This is a genomic window from Nocardia sp. NPDC047654, assembly GCF_043205035.1.
In the GTDB taxonomy this organism is placed as follows: domain Bacteria; phylum Actinomycetota; class Actinomycetes; order Mycobacteriales; family Mycobacteriaceae; genus Nocardia.
The window spans coordinates 328,038-345,767 of sequence record NZ_JBIDDF010000001.1 but is presented as its reverse complement, the minus strand read 5'-3'; the positions used below and the strand labels follow the sequence as shown (position 1 = coordinate 345,767).

At 68.8% G+C, this 17,730-nt stretch carries 19 protein-coding genes; 7 read left to right on the top strand and 12 right to left on the bottom strand.

Annotated elements, in window-relative coordinates; genetic code table 11:
* Positions 1-256: 256 nt before the first annotated feature.
* Positions 257-907 (top strand): hypothetical protein, encoded by a 651-nt coding sequence (locus tag ACGF7Y_RS01590; protein ID WP_062977055.1) that lies wholly within the window; start codon positions 257-259, stop codon positions 905-907.
* A gap of 210 nt (positions 908-1,117) precedes the next feature.
* Here ACGF7Y_RS01590 and ACGF7Y_RS01585 read toward each other — a convergent pair whose 3' ends face one another.
* The 6 genes from ACGF7Y_RS01585 to ACGF7Y_RS01560 form a co-directional block, all read right to left on the bottom strand.
* Complete coding sequence (locus tag ACGF7Y_RS01585; RefSeq protein WP_393228216.1) at positions 1,118-1,651, bottom strand: GNAT family N-acetyltransferase; 534 nt, start codon at positions 1,649-1,651, stop codon at positions 1,118-1,120.
* 235 nt (positions 1,652-1,886) lie between these two features.
* Positions 1,887-2,210 carry a hypothetical protein gene (locus tag ACGF7Y_RS01580; protein WP_393228214.1) on the bottom strand — a complete coding sequence of 108 codons (324 nt, stop codon included), beginning with the start codon at positions 2,208-2,210 and terminating at the stop codon, positions 1,887-1,889.
* Positions 2,211-2,230: 20 nt separating this feature from the next.
* Positions 2,231-3,475, bottom strand: a complete 1,245-nt coding sequence (locus tag ACGF7Y_RS01575) for an ATP/GTP-binding protein (RefSeq protein ID WP_393228212.1) — start codon at positions 3,473-3,475, stop codon at positions 2,231-2,233.
* Positions 3,476-3,715: 240 nt separating this feature from the next.
* On the bottom strand, positions 3,716-4,522 hold the full coding sequence (locus ACGF7Y_RS01570; protein ID WP_393228210.1) for an SAM-dependent methyltransferase: 807 nt from the start codon (positions 4,520-4,522) through the stop codon (positions 3,716-3,718).
* Positions 4,523-4,533: 11 nt separating this feature from the next.
* Complete coding sequence (locus ACGF7Y_RS01565; protein WP_393228208.1) at positions 4,534-4,893, bottom strand: DoxX family protein; 360 nt, start codon at positions 4,891-4,893, stop codon at positions 4,534-4,536.
* Positions 4,890-5,168: a hypothetical protein gene (locus ACGF7Y_RS01560; RefSeq protein WP_393228206.1), complete on the bottom strand. Its 279-nt coding sequence runs from the start codon at positions 5,166-5,168 to the stop codon at positions 4,890-4,892. The genes ACGF7Y_RS01565 and ACGF7Y_RS01560 overlap by 4 nt, the downstream gene beginning before the upstream one ends.
* A 681-nt stretch (positions 5,169-5,849) precedes the next feature.
* Between ACGF7Y_RS01560 and ACGF7Y_RS01555 the strand changes: the two genes are divergently transcribed.
* Together ACGF7Y_RS01555 and ACGF7Y_RS01550 are read left to right on the top strand one after the other, a co-directional pair.
* Entirely contained in the window at positions 5,850-6,500 is a 651-nt protein-coding gene (locus tag ACGF7Y_RS01555) for a TetR/AcrR family transcriptional regulator (RefSeq protein ID WP_393228204.1), read from the top strand.
* Positions 6,501-6,769: 269 nt separating this feature from the next.
* Positions 6,770-7,084 carry a hypothetical protein gene (locus ACGF7Y_RS01550; protein ID WP_391465867.1) on the top strand — a complete coding sequence of 105 codons (315 nt, stop codon included), beginning with the start codon at positions 6,770-6,772 and terminating at the stop codon, positions 7,082-7,084.
* Here ACGF7Y_RS01550 and ACGF7Y_RS01545 read toward each other — a convergent pair.
* The 6 genes from ACGF7Y_RS01545 to ACGF7Y_RS01520 form a co-directional block, all read right to left on the bottom strand.
* Positions 7,071-8,120: an S-adenosylmethionine:tRNA ribosyltransferase-isomerase gene (locus tag ACGF7Y_RS01545; RefSeq protein ID WP_393228201.1), complete on the bottom strand. Its 1,050-nt coding sequence runs from the start codon at positions 8,118-8,120 to the stop codon at positions 7,071-7,073. The two genes, ACGF7Y_RS01550 and ACGF7Y_RS01545, sit on opposite strands and share 14 nt — an antisense overlap.
* Positions 8,117-8,812: an SDR family NAD(P)-dependent oxidoreductase gene (locus ACGF7Y_RS01540; RefSeq protein ID WP_393228199.1), complete on the bottom strand. Its 696-nt coding sequence runs from the start codon at positions 8,810-8,812 to the stop codon at positions 8,117-8,119. The genes ACGF7Y_RS01545 and ACGF7Y_RS01540 overlap by 4 nt, the downstream gene beginning before the upstream one ends.
* A 69-nt stretch (positions 8,813-8,881) precedes the next feature.
* Positions 8,882-10,996 carry an NAD-dependent DNA ligase LigA gene (gene ligA / locus ACGF7Y_RS01535; protein WP_393228197.1) on the bottom strand — a complete coding sequence of 705 codons (2,115 nt, stop codon included), beginning with the start codon at positions 10,994-10,996 and terminating at the stop codon, positions 8,882-8,884.
* Between the two features lie 303 nt (positions 10,997-11,299).
* Positions 11,300-12,337: a methionine synthase gene (locus ACGF7Y_RS01530; RefSeq protein WP_393230852.1), complete on the bottom strand. Its 1,038-nt coding sequence runs from the start codon at positions 12,335-12,337 to the stop codon at positions 11,300-11,302.
* A 186-nt stretch (positions 12,338-12,523) separates the two neighbouring features.
* A complete protein-coding gene (gene mnmA, locus ACGF7Y_RS01525) occupies positions 12,524-13,639 on the bottom strand; it encodes a tRNA 2-thiouridine(34) synthase MnmA (protein ID WP_393228195.1) in 1,116 nt (371 codons plus the stop codon).
* A complete protein-coding gene (locus ACGF7Y_RS01520) occupies positions 13,639-14,868 on the bottom strand; it encodes a cysteine desulfurase family protein (RefSeq protein ID WP_393228193.1) in 1,230 nt (409 codons plus the stop codon). Before ACGF7Y_RS01520 ends, mnmA begins: the two co-directional genes overlap by 1 nt.
* 241 nt (positions 14,869-15,109) lie before the next feature.
* Here ACGF7Y_RS01520 and ACGF7Y_RS01515 point away from each other — a divergent pair, with 241 nt between their 5' ends.
* The 4 genes from ACGF7Y_RS01515 (at position 15,110) to ACGF7Y_RS01500 (ending at position 17,728) form a co-directional block, all read left to right on the top strand.
* On the top strand, positions 15,110-15,445 hold the full coding sequence (locus ACGF7Y_RS01515) for a hypothetical protein (protein ID WP_357033520.1): 336 nt from the start codon (positions 15,110-15,112) through the stop codon (positions 15,443-15,445).
* A gap of 269 nt (positions 15,446-15,714) precedes the next feature.
* Entirely contained in the window at positions 15,715-16,053 is a 339-nt protein-coding gene (locus tag ACGF7Y_RS01510) for an ESX-1 secretion-associated protein (RefSeq protein ID WP_393228191.1), read from the top strand.
* Positions 16,050-16,349, top strand: coding sequence for a WXG100 family type VII secretion target (locus ACGF7Y_RS01505; protein WP_393228190.1), 300 nt, complete (start codon positions 16,050-16,052; stop codon positions 16,347-16,349). Before ACGF7Y_RS01510 ends, ACGF7Y_RS01505 begins: the two co-directional genes overlap by 4 nt.
* A gap of 2 nt (positions 16,350-16,351) precedes the next feature.
* Positions 16,352-17,728 carry a hypothetical protein gene (locus ACGF7Y_RS01500; RefSeq protein WP_393228188.1) on the top strand — a complete coding sequence of 459 codons (1,377 nt, stop codon included), beginning with the start codon at positions 16,352-16,354 and terminating at the stop codon, positions 17,726-17,728.
* Positions 17,729-17,730 lie beyond the last annotated feature (2 nt).

Here is a 17,730-nt window from a genome sequence, read left to right as displayed (position 1 = left end):
GCCTAGCCACCGGCGACCAGGTCACCCTCCGGCACCCGCGCTTCGTCGGCGCGGCGGCGCGGGCGACACCCGGCAACCCCCTCCCGCCCGCGACACGTCCGATCGGACTAGCCCGACACGCCGCTTTGGCGCGAATTCGCCGAGTGGCGTGCGTCACTGGAGGGTCTTCGACTCGATAACCGGCCGTAAGGGGTGTAAGTATTGCGTGACCCGGGTATTCGTTCAGAGCCTCGGCCGCTCTAAGAAAGGAACGCACGTGTCGTATCTGCTCCGCGTGCAACTTCCGGATCGACCGGGAAGCCTCGGCTCTCTCGCTCTCGCACTCGGCTCCGTCGGCGCCGACATCCTCTCGCTGGATGTGGTCGAGCGCGGCGCCGGCTACGCCGTCGACGATCTGGTCGTCGAGGTGCCCTCCGGAGCGCTCCCCGACACCCTCATCACCGCCGCCGAATCGATCGGCGACGTGCACGTGGACTCGATCCGCCCGTACTCCGGCGTGCTCGACACCCACCGTGAGCTCGAACTCATCGATCAGGTCGCCAGCGCTCGCGACGACCGGATGCAAGTACTGGTGGACGGTGTGCCGCGGGTACTGCGGGTGGGCTGGAGCACGATCATCGACATCGGGCCGCAGGGCGCCTACCGGGTGGTGGGCAGCCCGAGTGCGCCGCAGACGCAAGCGGGTTCGGCGCCGTGGATGCCGCTGGAGAAGCCCTCGGTGCTCGATCCCGAAGCCGACTGGGTGCCGGAGATCTGGCGCGACATGGACACCAAACTGGCCGCCGCTCCGCTCGGCAACACCGGCAAGGTGCTGCTGCTCGGCCGGCCGGGCGGCCCCGACTTCCGGCCGTCCGAGGTGGCCCGGCTGGGCTACCTCTCCGGGATCGTCGCCACCGTCCTCGGCTGATTCCGCAGCGGCGCCGCGGGTTTCGCGCCGCAAGCGCACACCGATGCGAACTCTCGCCGCCTACCTCGTTCCGGTCCCTGCGCGGTGGATGTCACCCAGCCGAGTCGGGCAGGATCGTTCCGCCGGAAGCACGCCGAGGGCGCGGCCGCTGCCGACACGGCCGAGCGCTTTCGCTCAACGCCGCCTCCGCGGCCCGGAATCGGTAATTCTTCAGACGGATTCGCCGGAAGGGTCGAGCGGTAGCCGCAGCACGTGCAACAGCTCCCCCGCGCTGGTGCGCCAGTTGCGGCTCGGCACAGGACGGAAGCCGAAGCGGTCGTATATCCGGCGGGCGTCGACCATGGCAGGCATGGTGGTGAGAGCGACCGCGGCGCGGCCTTCCGCGCGAGCCTGATCGATCACCGTGCGTACCAGAGCCGTTCCCGCACCGAGCCCGCGCGCGGACTTCGCGACGGCGAGCATGCGGAACTCCAATTCACCAGGCAGCGCGATCTCCGCGTACGGATTGCCCGCCGGTGCGACCGTGAGCGAACCGACGATCCGGCCCGCGTGCGTGGCGACCAGGATCCGGGCCGAGCCGGCACGGCGGGCGGCGCCGGCCAGCTCGCCCGCGTACCAGCTGCCCGCCTCCACGAAGCCCTCGCCGACGTAGACCTCCACCGTCAGCTCGCCGACCGCGTCGTACTCGTCCGGCCGCGCCTCCCGGACGACGACGCCCGCGTCCCGCACATCCATACCCGGCATGATGCCATCGACCATGACGTGGGCTACGGCACGTCCGTCCTCCTGCGAGGTGGTACGCCACGAGCACCGCGGGTGCACCCTGCCCGTCGACTCCGCGATGCCCGGCACTCCGGACTCGGTGAGTCCGCTTCGTCGCTGTCATACCCGGTCAGGGCGAGAAGGACGGCCGCCGCACGTCCACCTCGCGCGACCGCGCTGCCCCGTGTGCGGCGTGGCGTCGCCGCGCGGAGGACGCTCAGCCGGACCGCGCGATCTGCCAGCGATCGGGCTTGCCCGGCGGATAGACGACGGGGAGCAGATCGCCGGTCTCCGGCCACGAACTCGTGTCCCACACGAAGCGGCCGTACACGACCTTGCCGGAGACCGAAGGACCGGTCAGGTTCCCGGTGATGGTCACGTACTGCTCGCCGGGAGCATCGGGGCGCGGGCTCACACCGGTGATGTAGAGCGTCCCCTCCTCCGGGTTCGCCGGTTGATAGCCCCGCCTGCCGCGGATCACGAACACGATCAGCGACACGAGCACCGCGGTCAGGGTCACCAGCGCGACGAACTCCAGCATGTCCCCATGCTAGGTGCGCGTCACACCGGGGCGAGCTCGCTGGTGCCCCGGCCGGTGCGCCGGACCTGCCAGACCGACATGCGGGTGCGTTGCGAGCGCCCGTTGCCCCGATCGATCAGCATCCGGTTGTCGGTGGTGAAGATCAGTTGAGCGCCACGGGCATTCGTCTCCGGGTTCTGGAACAGCTGGATCAACCGATCGGTCTCCTCGGCCGACAGGCACGCGCCGATGTCGTCGACGGCGAGCACGCGGCCCGCATCCAGCGCGTCGAGCATGGCGGGCAGCACCCGCAGCAACGACAGCGTGGCGGAGGATTCGTCGGCGATCCCGAACGGGGTGTCGATGCCGTCGTGCACGAGGTTCAGGCCGACCCCGCGCCGTGCCACCATCCGCGCGTACAGGGCGTCGCGCGCGGCCTTCAGGTTGGTCAGCTCGCGCTCGAGCAGCACGGCGGTCAGGCCGTTGTCGCGCAGCAATTGGTCGGCATAGCCGGGCGAGGTGGCGCACAGGTCGATCTGTTTGCCGAGGCCGATGATGTCGGCGTCCAGTTCGCGCAGGTAATCGGCGTACCGGGGGTCGGGCTCGGCGACGAGCAGATCGGTGATGCCCAGCTCGGCCGTACGGAGCAGCATCAGCAGCCGCACCGCGTTGTCCGGGGAGCGGGAGATGTGGCTGCCCAGCCGGTGGGCGATGGCGTCGGGTTCGGCGGGACCGCGCTGCACCTCGAGCATGGACTCGAACCATCGGTAGGCGGGCACCAGCGCGTCGGAGTACATCTGGCCCGCGAGGCTGAGCAGCAGGGCGTTCGGACGGACCAGCGGAGCCAGCGCGGTGATCCCGTACCGCGCCGCTTCGAACATCGGGCCGATCTTGATCTGTTCGCCGCCGCGCTCGAACACGATTCGCTTGCGCGAGCGCGGGTGGGTGTGCAGCCATTCGGCCGTCACATCGGCGTTGTCCAGCCGGAAACCATAGGTATACGGCACGCCTTCGGCGACGAACGCCGCCACGAATTCCGTGGGCCGCTCCGGGAATCCGAGATGCGGGGCACGCACCGGACCCGCGTACGGATCCCACCCCGTCACCGAGTGCAGCACCGCGTCACGCATCTGCCCGAGCGCGTCGATCAGGTTCGTCTTTCCCGCAGCGGCGCCGCCGTGCACAGCGGTTACCGGCACGGCCACCGGCCCGCTTCCCTTGGTGAGCCGCAGCTCCTGCTCATCGGCCAGCGATCTGTGATTGGTCACCTGAAAACTGCGCAGCATGCCGCCATACTTCCGTCCGCTCGCGTGTGCAGCGACATCACCCCGCTGACACCCGCGATCCGCGCCGCACGCCGCCTCGCGCGAGCAGTCCCCAGGGCCGGGCGCACGCACCGCTGTCCGCGCCGGCTCACTTTTCGGTGACGACCTCGGCTTGTTCGGTGTCGACACCTCGTTCGAGCCGTTGCTGTACTGCATGGCGAGCGTTCCTCCGCCGCAAGGGGGTGCCTGCGGCAGCGATCATCACCGGTGTTCCGGTCGGCTCTCACGCAGCAGTGGACGCGGCTGATAGGTGGTGGCCACAGTGGTGATCGGCGGGTCGAGGACGCAGTCGGCACGGTGGGCGACGACGCGCACGTAGCCGAGGTACCTGCCTCTGTCCTGTTCGAGCGTGCGGATCTCGACGGTGTTCTCCGGCGCGACCGCGAGCTGCCAGTCCAGCCATCGTCGCCAGCCGTCGGGCATGGTGTCCGCGGTGTCGACTTCGAGGACGCCGCTGCTTCGCCAGTGCCGCCGCCACCAGGACGCCGAGTGCAGGCACGCCATGCTCGGCTCCCACCAGGGCCGGAGATGATCAGGAAACGGTTCGTCGATTTCCTGGGTCAGACCCGCGCCCGCGATCGCGATCGTCCCGCCGGGCCGAACATAGGCGGCCAGGTAGTTGGCATAGAGGTCGTCGGTGCCGTAGTAGACGAACGAGTCGATGCTCACGACAGCGTCGAAGAACTCCCCGGCGAACGGCAAGGCGCGCGCGTCGGCGCGGATCGGGAACACATGGTCCGCTACGCCCGCGTCGCGGAAGCGGGCCGCGCGTTCGTCTGGGCCGAACCACAGGTCTGCCGCCCACACCTGCACGCCGAACTCCCGGTGCAGAAACACCGATGACGCCCCTCGCCCGCAGCCGAGATCCAAGACCCGCATACCGGGCCGGAGCTCGAGCACTTCTGTCAACCATTCGGTGAGCCACAAAGGATTGGCTCCCCCACTGACACCGGACCGCACCCAATCGGGGTGGTAGGCGTTCGAGCGAGGGAAATTGTCGTTGAGCATGATCGGTGTCCTTAGTGTGTGAGGCGAATTCCGACCGCCGCGAGCAGCAAAGTCACCACCGACAGAGCAAGGAATACCGCCGGCGCAGCGATGTCACGCTGCCGCATGCGCAGATGCATTCCGATCGCGGCACAGAAGTAGACGACGAGACCGCAGGCAGCGGCTATCGCGATAGGCGACCACAAGAGCCCGCAGACCAATCCGAGGGCCGCTGCGAGCTTGACCACTCCCAGCATCCACATGTGGCGCACCGGGAAACCGACCCCGGCCACGATGCCGACGAGCTTCGGCTGACGCGCGAGGGTAGCCGCCGCGGAACCGGCCACGGCCAACGCCAGCACACCTCCGACAAGCGCTGTCACGATGTTCATTTCGACTCCTGAGTCTGTCGAGCACGGTCCCCGGCGGCGGCCAGCACCGCCACGCCGAGGGCGAAGGGAACCAGCGTCGCCATGAATGGGATGCTGGTGACGAACGCGATGATCGCGGGAAGCTCATCGACCGACCGGGGCATGACGACGGCGAGTACGGCACCGGCCGACAAAGCGGCCGCCAGCCCGTAGCCGGTCCGAGTGAGGACCACCCCCGCGCGCCGAGGCACGGCCGCTTCCGCTGTGACCAGCCGGGACAGGGCCGCTGCCGCCATGTATGCGGGCAGATGTACGCCAGCTGCACCAGATCCAGCCAGACCAGCGTGTAACCGACGAAGTCCGCGGGACCGTCCAGCCCGCGCAGGTATCGCCAGGCCATCCAATGGGTTTCCTCGACCGCAAGTTGCTGCCGATCGGCACCCGTGAGCACGATCGCGAATCGAGCCAGCAGGTTCATGCAGAACCCACAGGTACCGATTGCCAAGAGCACGATCGCCCGCACCGCCGTGGCTATCGAATCCGACCGCCGATGCTGTAGCAGCAGTCCGACAGCGCCGGTCAGCAGCGCCACGGACATGACGAGCAGCGCGGCGGTGTTCACCATCATGGATGCGGGGTGGCGGGCCGTGGGTCCGCCGGTGAATCCGCAGAGAGCGAACAATCCGATCCCCACCAGCACGAACGTCGTCGCAGCTCGCTCCGTGGCCGGTGCGAGACGCTGCACGAGCACCACCGCGCACAGCACATAGATCACGTCCGAGGCGATGAACAGCGGCGAGGCCCAGGTGGACATCTCCTGCGCCAAGACGAGGACGAGCCCCGTCGGCCAGAGCGCGAGCAGACGTAGTCGGCTCTCGGTACAGACGAACGCATCACTCCGGCTCCATTTCATTGAACAGTCTGTCTTGTCAAAGAATGAGCTTTAGGCGGACAGCCTGTCAACTGAAAATGGCAAGATGAAGCTCATGACCAAGCGCAAGTACGATCAGGTCGCGCGCGCCGAGGGCGCCGAACAGACCCGGCGGAGAATCCTCGACGCCGTCGCGCAGCGGTTACGTGAGGCCCCCACAGAGCAGCTGAGCCTCGACAGGGTGGCCAGGATCGCCGGCGTGTCCCGCTCCACGATCTACGTTGATTTCGGCTCTCGCGCAGGACTTTTCGACGCTTTCGTCGCCGATCTGTCCGAGCGGACGGGCATCGGGGAGCTGACCGCCGCGGTCGGAGCCGACGATCCTCGCACCCATCTTCGCGAAGCCATCGCCGCCGCCAGTCGCATGAAGGCGCGCGATCTCGACATCTATCGGGTCCTGCACGCGATGGACCGCCTGGACCCCACCTCGGCCGCGGAAGCCGTGCGCCGCATCGAGGACGATCGACGAGGCGGAGTCGCCCATCTAGCCCAGCGCCTGGCCGCTGCGGGAGTCCTCCGCGACGACGTTTCCGTCGAGTGGGCCATCGACGTCCTCTGGGCACTGACCAGTTTCGAGAGTCTCGACCTGCTGATCACCGGACGTGGACTCGGCGTGGAGGACGCCGTGGAACGCCTCACCGCCACCGCGGAGCGCACGTTGTGCACGTCGGCGGGGACGTCCGAGCGGTTCTCGTGATGGTCGCCTCGACCGGGAAGCGGGCCTTCGACCCGCTCCTCGACCAGCCGTTGTCCGGAGTCCGTGCGTCCCGGCACAACTCGGCACGATGAGCGCCGTGAACGCCCACGGACGCGTGGCAGCCGCACATCGGTCGCCGGGACAAGCCCGGTGATAGCGGGTTAGCATGCCTGCACGCTGCGGTGGTTTCGCGGCGTACTGCCGGAATGTTCGATGGGATGAGGGTATCGATGGAACCGACGGTTCGTCGTCTTGTGGTTGGCAGCTCGGTGATCGCCGCGCTCGCGCTCGGCACGCTGGTCGTGGCGCCGGAAGCGGTGGCGGATGCGCCGTGTCCGGAGGGCTCCGCGCGCGTATTCCTGGCCAACAGCACGAACACCTGCCAGGGCGGCGGGACGGTCAGTTACGACCCGCCCGGCGTGGTGTCGAAAGTGTGCTCGACCGCGAGCGCCGACGTGTCCGCCGAAGCGACGTTCAAGAATCGCCGCGGCAAGCTGATCACCCAGAAGCTCGACCTGAGCGGCGGCCGCTGCGGACGATTCGACATCGCGGGCCAGCTGGGCGCCACGGTCACGGTCGGCTGAGTCGACCACCCGGGCCGAACAGCAGCGCGCTGTCGCCGAACTCGTGCCACAGATAGCCGGTGTCCACGGCTGCGGTGTAGGCCGCGGCGACGGTTTCCTCCCCCGCCACGGCGACCAGGAGATCCAGGTGTGACGCGCCGGGCGCGTGCCAGCCTGTGATCAGGCCGTCCACCACCCGGGCCGGGCGATCCACTCCGAGCACCACGTCCGTCCATCCGCGCGAGGCGTGCACCAGGCCCGAGGGGTCGGCGGCGGTTTCCAGCGCCCGCGTCACCGTGGTACCGACCGCGACCACGCGTCCACCCGCGGCTTTCGTGGCGTTCACCAGCCGCGCCGTAGCGGGCGGCACGACGAACCGCTCGGGGCTCGGCGGTTCCCCCGCCTCCGGTGACGAGACCCCGGTGTGCAGGGTGATCGGCGCGAGAGCGACACCCGCGGCGATCAGATCCAGTACCAGACGCTCTGTGAAAGGGCGTGCCGCACTGGGCATTTCCGCGCTGCCCGGCACCCGGCCGAAGACCGTCGTGTAGTAGGAGGCCGACCATCTTTGCGGCACATACGAATACGTGATCGGTCTGCCGTGCGCGGCCAGTAGCCGAGGTACGTCGGTGGTGACGTCCGCGCTCCAGAGACGTCGTCCGCCGGGCAGCCAGGGCGTGCGCAGCGTCGCCGTGCCGCCCGGTAGTCGCAGCACGGTCCCGGACGAGAGCCGCTGCACCGGATAGGGAGTGCGCCGCGTCGTCCGCACCTCGATCACCCAGCGGCCGTCGTCCAGCCAGGTGGAGAAGTGCAGCACCACCGGCTCGTCCTCCAGCGCGGCGTCGAGGGCCGACGACATGGTCGCCGAGTTGTTGACCACCACGAGATCGCCGGGACGCAGCCGGTCCGGTAGTTCACGGAACATGCCGTGGGTCAGTTCCCCATCGGCGACGAGCAGGCGGACGTCGTCGCGCGCGATACCCCGCGCCTCGGGCGGGACGGCGGCGTTGCGTTCCGGGGACAGGTCGAAGGACGGCAGGGTGGTGCGCACCGTCATGACGCCGTTCCGGCCACGAAATCCGCTGCGGCATACCGCCCGCTCCTGGGTTTCTCCGCGAGCAGCCGCAGCAGCGCGGGTACCACCGTCGCGGGCTCCGGCCGGTCGGAGATGTCGGCGCCGGGAAACGCCGCCTGATGCATCTCGGTGCGCATGTCACCCGGGTCGAACGCGTAGATCGACAGGTCCGGATGCTCCGCGCCGAGGATGGCGGTGAGCTGGTCGAGCGCCGCCTTCGACGACCCGTATCCACCCCATTCGGGATACGGCTCCGACGCGGCGTCGGAACTGATGTTCACCACGGCGCCGCCCGGGCGCAGCAGCGGCAACGTGAATTGCAGAATCGCCAGTGGCGAAAGCACATTCGTGCGAAGTACGCGCTCGAATTCCTCGAGCGGATAGTCCGCGAGGCGAGGCAGCGGACTCGGACCGAGGCGGCTGGCGTTGTTCACGACCAAGCCCAGTTCACCCGCAGCGCGCGCGGCATCCGCCAGCCGCGCACGATCCGCGGGATCGGTGACGTCACCCGGGATCGCGCGGAACTCCGGTCCGAGTTCGGCGGCCACCCGCGTCAACCGGTCGGCACGACGCGCGGTCCCCAGCACCCGCCACCCCTGTTCGATCAGCGCCCGCGCGAGGGCCGCGCCGAATCCGGCCGACGCGCCGGTGACCAGTGCGGTAGGACGAGACATGATGGACCTCCTGGTAGTCGCCTACCAGTCGATCCTCATACCTCAACGGTCCTTCAGGTCAAGCGCCGATCACTCCTCGGCTTCGGCATCCTCCGCGGCCGTCTCGGGCGCGACCGCTACGGGGCCGCCCTCCAGCAGCCGCCGGAACCCCTCCTCGTCGAGGATCGGCACACCGAGTTCCTCCGCTTTGGCGGCCTTGGATCCGGGCGCGTCACCGATCACCACGAACGCGGTCTTCTTCGATACCGAGCTAGCGGCCTTGCCGCCGCGCATCAGGATCGCCTCCTTGGCGCCGTCGCGGGTGAAGCCCTGCAACGAGCCGGTCACCACGATGGACAGGCCCTCGAGGTTGCGCTCGATGGATTCGTCGCGTTCATCCTCCATCCGCACACCCGCCGCCCGCCATTTCGCCACCACGGCGCGGTGCCAGTCCACCGTGAACCACTCCGCCACCGCGGCCGCGATGGTCGGGCCCACGCCGTCGGCCGCGGCCAGGTCTTCTCCCGACGCCTGCTCGATACGGTCCAGGCTGCCGAATTCGGCGGCCAGCGCCCGCGCCGCGGTGGGCCCGACGTGCCGGATGGACAGGCCGACCAGCACCCGCCACAGCGGCCGGTCCTTGGCCACGGCCAGGTTCTCCAGCAGCCGCTTGCCGTTCGCGGAGAGGCTGCCGTTCTTGTTGGCGTAGAGCGAGGTGGTCAGCAGCGCCGCCTCGTCCAGATCGAAGAGGTCGCCCTCGTCGGTGATGGCGCCGGACTTCAGCAGATCGATCGCGCCTTCGTAGCCGAGGGCCTCGATGTCGAAGGCGCCGCGGCCGGCCACGTGATAGACGCGCTCGCGCAACTGCGCCGGGCAGAACTGCTGGTTCGGGCAGCGGATGTCGGCGTCGCCCTCCTTCTCCGGGCGCAGTTCGGTGCCGCACTCGGGGCAGTGCGTCGGCATGACGAATTCACGCGCGTCTTCGGGACGCGCGTCCACCACCGGCCCCAGCACCTCGGGGATCACGTCGCCCGCCTTGCGGATGGTGACCGTGTCGCCGATCAGCACGCCCTTGCGCTTGACCTCGGCGGCGTTGTGCAGGGTGGCCATCGCGACCGTGGATCCCGCGATGGACACCGGCTCCATCACCGCGAACGGCGTCACCCGGCCCGTGCGGCCCACGTTCACCTGGATGTTCAGCAGCTTGGTCGTCGCCTCCTCGGGCGGGTACTTGTAGGCGATCGCCCAGCGCGGCGCCCGTGAGGTGGAGCCGAGGCGGCGTTGCAGCGCGGTCTCGTCGACCTTGATCACCTGGCCGTCGATCTCGTGCTCGATGTCGTGCCGGTGCTCGCCCCAGTAGGCGACCCGTTCGATCACCGCGTCGATGCCCTGCACCCGCCTGGTGTGCTCGGACACCGGCAGACCCCACGCGGCGAGCGCGCGGTACGCCTCGTACTGCGAGGTCGGCGTGTAGCCCTCGATCCGGCCGAAGCCGTGGCAGATCATCCGCAGCCTGCGCCGCGCGGTGACCGACGGATCCTTCTGCCGCAGTGACCCGGCCGCGGTGTTGCGCGGGTTGGCGTAGGGCGGTTTGCCCTCGGCCACGATGGCGGCGTTGAGCGTCTCGAAATCCTCCAGCCGGAAGTACACCTCGCCGCGGACCTCCAGCAACCGCGGGATCGGGAATTCCTCGCTGGGGTTCAGCTCGCCGGGGATGTCATCGATGGTGCGCGCGTTGAGCGTCACGTCTTCGCCGGTGCGTCCGTCGCCTCGGGTGGCGCCGCGGACCAGCCGCCCGTTCTGATAGACCAGGTTCAGCGCGACGCCGTCGATCTTCACCTCGCACAGGTAGTGCAAGTCCGGCCCCGTCTCCGCCTCCACCCGCGCGGCCCAGCCGCGCAGCTCGTCGACGTCGAACACGTTGTCCAGCGACAGCATCCGCTCGAGGTGGTCGACGGCGGTGAAATCGGTCGCGAAGCCGCCGCCGACGAGCTGGGTCGGCGAATCCGGTGTGCGCAGGTCCGGATGTTCGTCCTCCATGGCCTGCAACCGCCGCAACATCGCGTCGAACTCGCCGTCGGAGATGATCGGCGCGTCCCGGACGTAGTAGCGGAACTGATGCTCACGCACCTCGTCCGCGAGTCGCTGCCACTCCACCCGCTGCTCTGCCGACGCCGGGGCCGCCGCGCTGTCGCTGTCACTCACCCAACGCACATTAGCGGAGGGCACCGACAGCACATCGCCGTGTTAGCGCACGTCGCCGCACCCGACGGCACGGATTCCGGCCGGTCCGTTTCCCCGGCCCGGCAACGAAGCGGCGGAACCGATGGCGCTCTCCGCTAGACCACGACATGCCGTTCGGAATGGTGCGGCAGCGCCACCGGGCGGGGGCACCGATCGCGACGAGCGGACGTCCGCGCCGAGCCCCGGGCCCATGGGAGTCATCGGGCCGCTGTGCTCGTCGGGAACCACCGCGCACCCATTTCGAGGCGACGCACGCCCCGGACATCAGGAAAACGAAAGTTCTTCCGGCTCCTCGGCATACGCGCGCGCGACATCCGTGGCCAGGCGCAGCGCCCGCCGGCTCCACTCCAGCGGGACGCCCGCCAGACCGCATGCCGGACCGACCGCCACCCGTTGCGCCAGCGTGCGGCGGCCGAAGCCGAGCCGATCGATCAGCCGCACGCCCGGCTCGGCGAAGGTCCGCCAGGTGACCTCGGTGGCCGGTACCCCGGTCGGGACGACGCCGAGCATCAGTTGCTTGCCCGCTTCCAGTGCCTCCCCGACCTCGTCGAGCTGCTCGGTGCCGATCGTGGCCAGGTCGAACCCGAGCGCGTCGGCGGCGCTGCGGCGCAGCAGGCCCAGCGCGGGTGGCTCGGCGCAGCTGTGCACCAGCACCGGCGCGGATTGGGCGGCGATCACCGTGTCGAGCAGGGCCAGCGCTTCCGGCTCGGGTAGGGCGCGCACGGTGTTCAGCACGCTCGCCCCGCGCAGCGAGCCGTCCAGCACCGCGGACAGCGACGGTTCGTCCAACTGCAAGACGACCTGCGCGCCGAGCCGCTTGCGCACCTCCGCCACGTGCTGCGCCAGCCCCTCGGCCAAGGATTCCGCGAGGTCACGCACCGCGCCGGAATCGGTGAGCACGCGATGACCGCCGGGCAGCTCGACCTGCGCGGCCAATGTCAGCGGGCCCGCCGCCTGCACCTTCACCGGATGGCCGCGGCCGGACAGACCGGCGTTCTCCCACGCTTCCTCGAGCGCGTCCAGATCGGTCCGCAGCAGGTCATGGGCCCGCCGCGAGACCGCACCCGGGCGTGGCGCGAGTCGGTAGCCCCTGGGCGTGGTGTCGAATCGCAGGTCCACCAGCAGCGCGGAGACCCGGCCGATCAGGTCCGCGCCCGCGCCGCGAGCGGGCAATTCCACCAGATGCGGTAGCTCGCCGAGTTCACCGACGATCGTCGCGGCGGCCTCACGCGGGTCGGTGCCCGGCCAGGAGCCCACACCGGTGGCGATCCCGCCTCGCAGGCGCACCGGCTCGGTCGCCACGTCCGTCCCGCCGTCTCGCGTCACGTCATCCGTGCCGGTCTCGTCCACTGCCGCCGTACTCCGTCCGTTCGATTCCGCCGTTCCGGGATTCCGTCGTCCGCAACAGCTACAGGGTCTTTCGGTCCCCTCACCACAAGGGGCTGCGAGGGAGAGGACGACGCCGGAGACCGCGCCGGGCGGGCCGGATCACCGCGCCGCCTCGGCCCCCGTTTCGCTGGCGACAGGTTCCCGCACGGTACCGGAGATGGTCCCACTGCCGACCACCTCGTCGCCCTGCGGGTCCGGACGGTAGAGCACCACCGCCTGGCCGCGCGCGACGCCGGTCAGCGGCTCACGCAGCCGCACGATCAGTCCGTCGTCGACCGACTCGGCGACCGCGGGCGCGGTGCCGCCGTGCGCGCGTACCTGCGCCACGCACTCGATCGGGCCCGCGGGCGCGGAACCGGAGGTCCAGATCGCGCGCTCCGCCTCGATCGTCCGGACCCGCAGGTCCTCGGCCGAGCCGACGTGCACCGTGCCGGAATCGGGATCGATGCCGGTGACGTAGCGCGGTTTGCCGTCGGCGGCCGGACCGGGCAATCCCAATCCCTTGCGCTGGCCGATGGTGAATCCGTGCACGCCTTCGTGCCGCGCGAGCACCTGACCGTCGGCGTCGACGACCGCGCCGGGCCGGATGCCGATCTTCGCGCCGAGGAACGCGCGGGTGTCGCCGGAGGGGATGAAGCAGATGTCGTGGCTGTCCGGCTTGTTCGCGACGGCGAGGCCGCGCTCGGCCGCCTCGGCGCGAATCCCCGGCTTGGGGGTGTCGCCCACCGGGAACATCGCGCGCGAGAGCTGCTGCGCGGTCAGCACCGCCAGCACATAGGACTGGTCCTTGTCGGCGTCGACGGCGCGGCGCAGCACGCCGTCCTCGAGCCGTGCGTAGTGCCCGGTGACCACGGCGTCGAAGCCGAGCGCCACCGCGCGGTCGGCCAGCGCGGAGAACTTGATCTTCTCGTTGCAGCGCAGGCACGGATTGGGCGTCTCACCCGCCGCGTAGGCCGCGACGAAATCGTCGATGACGTCTTCCTTGAAGCGGTCGGCGAAATCCCAGACGTAGAACGGAATGCCCAGCACGTCGGCGGCACGCCGGGCGTCACCGGCGTCCTCCTTCGAGCAACAGCCGCGCGATCCGGTTCGCAGCGTGCCCGGTGTCGCCGACAACGCCAGATGCACGCCGACCACCTCGTGACCGGCGTCGACGGCACGCGCCGCCGCCACGGCCGAATCCACACCACCGCTCATCGCGGCGAGTACCCGCATCAGACACCTCCTTTCGCACCGGCCAGGCCCGCGGCCTTGGCCCGCTCCACCACCTGCGGCAATACTTTCAGCACGGCGTCCACGTCGGCGCGCGTCGAGGTGTGCCCCAACGAGAAGCGCAGCGAGCCGCGCGCCTGCCACGGCTCGACGCCCATGGCGATCAGCACGTGACTGGGCGTGGCGACGCCCGCGGTACACGCCGAACCGGTCGAGCATTCGATCCCCGCCGCGTCCAGCAGCATCAGCAGCGAATCCCCTTCGCAGCCGGGAAATGTGATGTGCACGTTGCCGGGCAGACGCCGTTCGTCCGCCGGGCCGTTGAGCACCGCGTCGGGCGCTGTGGCGCGGATCCCGTCGATCAACGCGTCCCGCAAGGCGACGAGTTCGGCGGTGCGGACGGGCAGTTCGACCGCGGTCTGGCGCAGCGCCGCGGCCAGCCCGATCGCGGCCGCGGTGTCCGAGGTCCCCGACCGCAGGTCGCGCTCGTGGCCGCCGCCGTGCAGCAGCGGCACGCACGGCACCTGCCTGCCGAGCAGCAGCACCCCGGCGCCGTGCGGTCCGCCCACCTTGTGCCCGGCGAAGCTGGCGGCGGAAAGACCGCTCGCGCCGAAGTCGATGGGCAGCTGCGCCGCCGCCTGCACCGCGTCGCTGTGCATCGGCACGCCGAATTCCGCTGCCACGGCGGCCAACTCGGTGATCGGCTGGATGGCGCCGACCTCGTTGTTCGCCCACATGACGGTGACCAGCGCGACGTCGTCGGGATGCGCGGCGAACGCGGAGCGCAGCGCGCCGGGCGTGACCATCCCTTCCGCGTCCACCGGGAGCCAGGTGACCTCGGCGCCCTCGTGCCGCTCCAGCCACTCCACCGCATCGATCACCGCGTGGTGCTCGATCGAACTGGCGATGATCCGGTTGCGGCGCGGATCGGCGTCGCGGCGCGCCCAGAAGATCCCCTTCACCGCCAGGTTGTCGCTCTCGGTGCCGCCGGAGGTGAAGATGACCTCCGAGGGCCGGGCGCCCAGGTCGGCGGCGATCGACTCGCGCGCCTCTTCGAGCAGCCGCCGGGCGGCGCGCCCCGAGCCGTGCAGGGATGAGGCATTGCCCGTGGTGCGCAGGGCAGCCGTCATCGCCTCGATGGCCGCGGGCAGCATCGGTGTGGTGGCCGCGTGATCGAGGTAGACCGTGTGGGGCGCAGCACCGTTGACCGGACCCGAAAAAGCCGACTTCATGACCAGTTAAGGATAGCCGTCAGGGTGAGCCGGTTATTCCCCCCTGCTCGCGCGCCCGCGCGGGGCCGCGAAAGCCATGCGACCGGCCGGAACTCAGGGTTCTCACCTATTGAATGTACCGCTGAATAGCGGTACGTTGTTCAACGTATTGATCGCCGGTCGGTCCGTTCGCGAAGCCGGATCCAGGACCGGAACGCCGGGCGGTCGACTACCGGACGAATCGATCAGTGAGGAAGTTCCGATGGACCCACGCACCCATGGACGTACGCGACGTGTACTGGCACGCGCCGCCGCCGCGTCCGTACTCGCCCTGATGCCGCTCACCGCCGTCGCGGTGCCCGCGCTCGCCGACCCGATCGTGCTCGAGCCCGCCGACCAGGTCGACGCGGCCCACGGCCGCCCCGGGCACGGCCACGGCGGTCACCGTCACGACGGCTGGAACAACGGACGGCACAACGACTGGGACCGGGGACGTCACGACGACTGGTTCCGCGGCCGCGACCGCCACGACGACTGGGACCACGGCAGGCCCGGCTGGCACAACGGCTTCCGGCCGCCGACCGGAAGCGGCTTCTGAGTTCTTCCCTTTTCCGGGGCGGGCCGACATCGGCCCGCCCCGTACTCGTATGCACCCGCGTCTCCACTCGACGCGAGTGCTCACCAACGGCATCGACGGACAGAGCCCTCGGAACATACGCCCGCTAGTTGTTCCGATGCCTGAAACGCGCGCGTGGGACCCCATCGACCCAGGCGGATGCCTTGCGGTGCCGGATTACACCGGCCTGCGCGGAGCCGGGCACGCAGAGAATCGCCACCGGCCGAGATCCTCCTGGTAACGTCCGCTCCATGAGTGATGGGGGGACATCAGTCTCGGCCACGAACCTCTCCGTCGTACCGGCGGAGGTGCGCGAGTTCGGCCAGTACGTCTACGAGTTGGCAGAGGCGTTGCGCACCGCGTTGGACTCGGCCGCGAAGGACGTCAGCTCGCTGACCGACGGTTCTTGGACCGGCGACTACGCCGTGGAGTTCGCCCAGGGTTGGCATGATGTCCGCGACGGCGGCCGCCAGATCATGGCCGCGTTGACCGAGATCGCGGAGAAGCTCGGCGTCACCGCGGGTACCTATCAGGCGCGTGACGAGAGCAACGCCGCAGCGCTGACCACCTCGAGCCTGGATCTGCCGTGAGCTCGGAATTTTCGGTGGATTTGGACCACCTCGATGAGATCGTCACCAAGTTGTCCGCCCTTGCGGGGTTCATCGGTGAGCATCTCGACGAGATCGATGACCGAGTTGCCGCATTGACCGGCACCGGTTGGGAAAGTGTTGCCGCGCAAGCGTACTCAGATGCGCACCGCGAATGGGTCACCGGTGCGCGCGCCTTCGTCGAAGGCGTCAGGAATATGAGCGATGCTGCCAAAAAGGCGCATGAGAATTTCACCCACGCCGTCGATCTCAACAGTAAAATGCTCAACGGGGGATAATAATGGCATTGGCCGTCGACTGGCAGGTGTACTACGAAGCCGCCAAAAAATGCCATGACTTGGCCACTGCGCTGCGCACTGCCGACAAGCCGCTGCACGACATGAAGAACGAGTGCGCCGGCATGGCGGGTGATGCCGACGGCTGCAAGCAATGGGGCGAGAAGTACGATCTGGTCGCACGTGACACCATGCAGGCCTGCACCAACCTCGCCGACGCTTTGACGAATTTCGGGTACGTCCTCTACGCCGCTGGATACAACTACGGCATCCGCGGCAAAACCGATCCAGCGCCTGATCGGCCCAGCGTTCAGGCGATGTCGATGTACAAGGTGACGATCCCATCCTCGGTCGGCAGCAACGGCAACGGCGTCGACAAGCACGACGACGGCATCGCCGACTTCTACAACAAACTCGTCGACAAAATAGCCGAGGAATTCGGCAAACTACCCAACGGAGACGTCGGCAAACTGAAGAAGGCAGCCGACGAGTGGAAGAAGTTCGCCGAAAACAACACCGTCATCGATGCCGAGCGGCAGATCGCAACGATCAAGGCCCTCTTCGACAAGATCCAGGACAAAACCAATCTCCCCCCGCTCTACGAAAAGCTGGACACACTCGGCTCCAGCGCGAAACAAGTCGCCGGCGGCTCGACGATCCTCGCCGGTCTCGTCGGCGAGTACCACACCAGCACTGTCGCTGCCCGCAGCAGCTTCGAGCAGGAGATCAACGTCGCGGTCGCGTCCGCCGGAATCGCCGTCGCCGGCGCTTTGGTGTTCGCGGCCATCAGCTTCGGTGGCTCGCTCCTCGCCGGAGCGGGAGCCGTCGGCACCATCGTCCTCAACTGCATCAACGCGATACGCACCGCCTACCAGGCCAGCAACCTCATCAAGGTCGTCGGACTCACGGCCGCCGCTGCCGGCGCTACCGTAGTCCTCACCCATTTCGACAGAGTCCCCGGCCTCGATGATCTCGTGACCGAAGGCGGAAAACTCGGCGCCATCATCCTCATGAAAGTACTCGTCGATGGCGTCGACCCCTTCTGGGACCTGCCGGCAGCGCCGAACAATCCTGCGCCGGGCATGACTCAGGGGGCAGAGGATTACATACTCGGGAAGCACATCAAAGATGCTGCCAATTATGATCAGTCGAAGGGTACTTGGCCTGACGGTACCACGGGCGAAGACCTCGACGATCTAGCCGACGCCGCCGAGGACTCACCTGCGCGAGGGCCGAACAAGGACGGTAATTACGAACGGGAAGTAGACGCCGGAAAAGCAATCGGTAGCGTGTCGGAGCAGTTGGGCGGTCATGTAACCAGTCGGTACAAAGTGGTTACCGATCGATTCGGCGGCGTCATTACCATGTATCCAATCCCATAGTA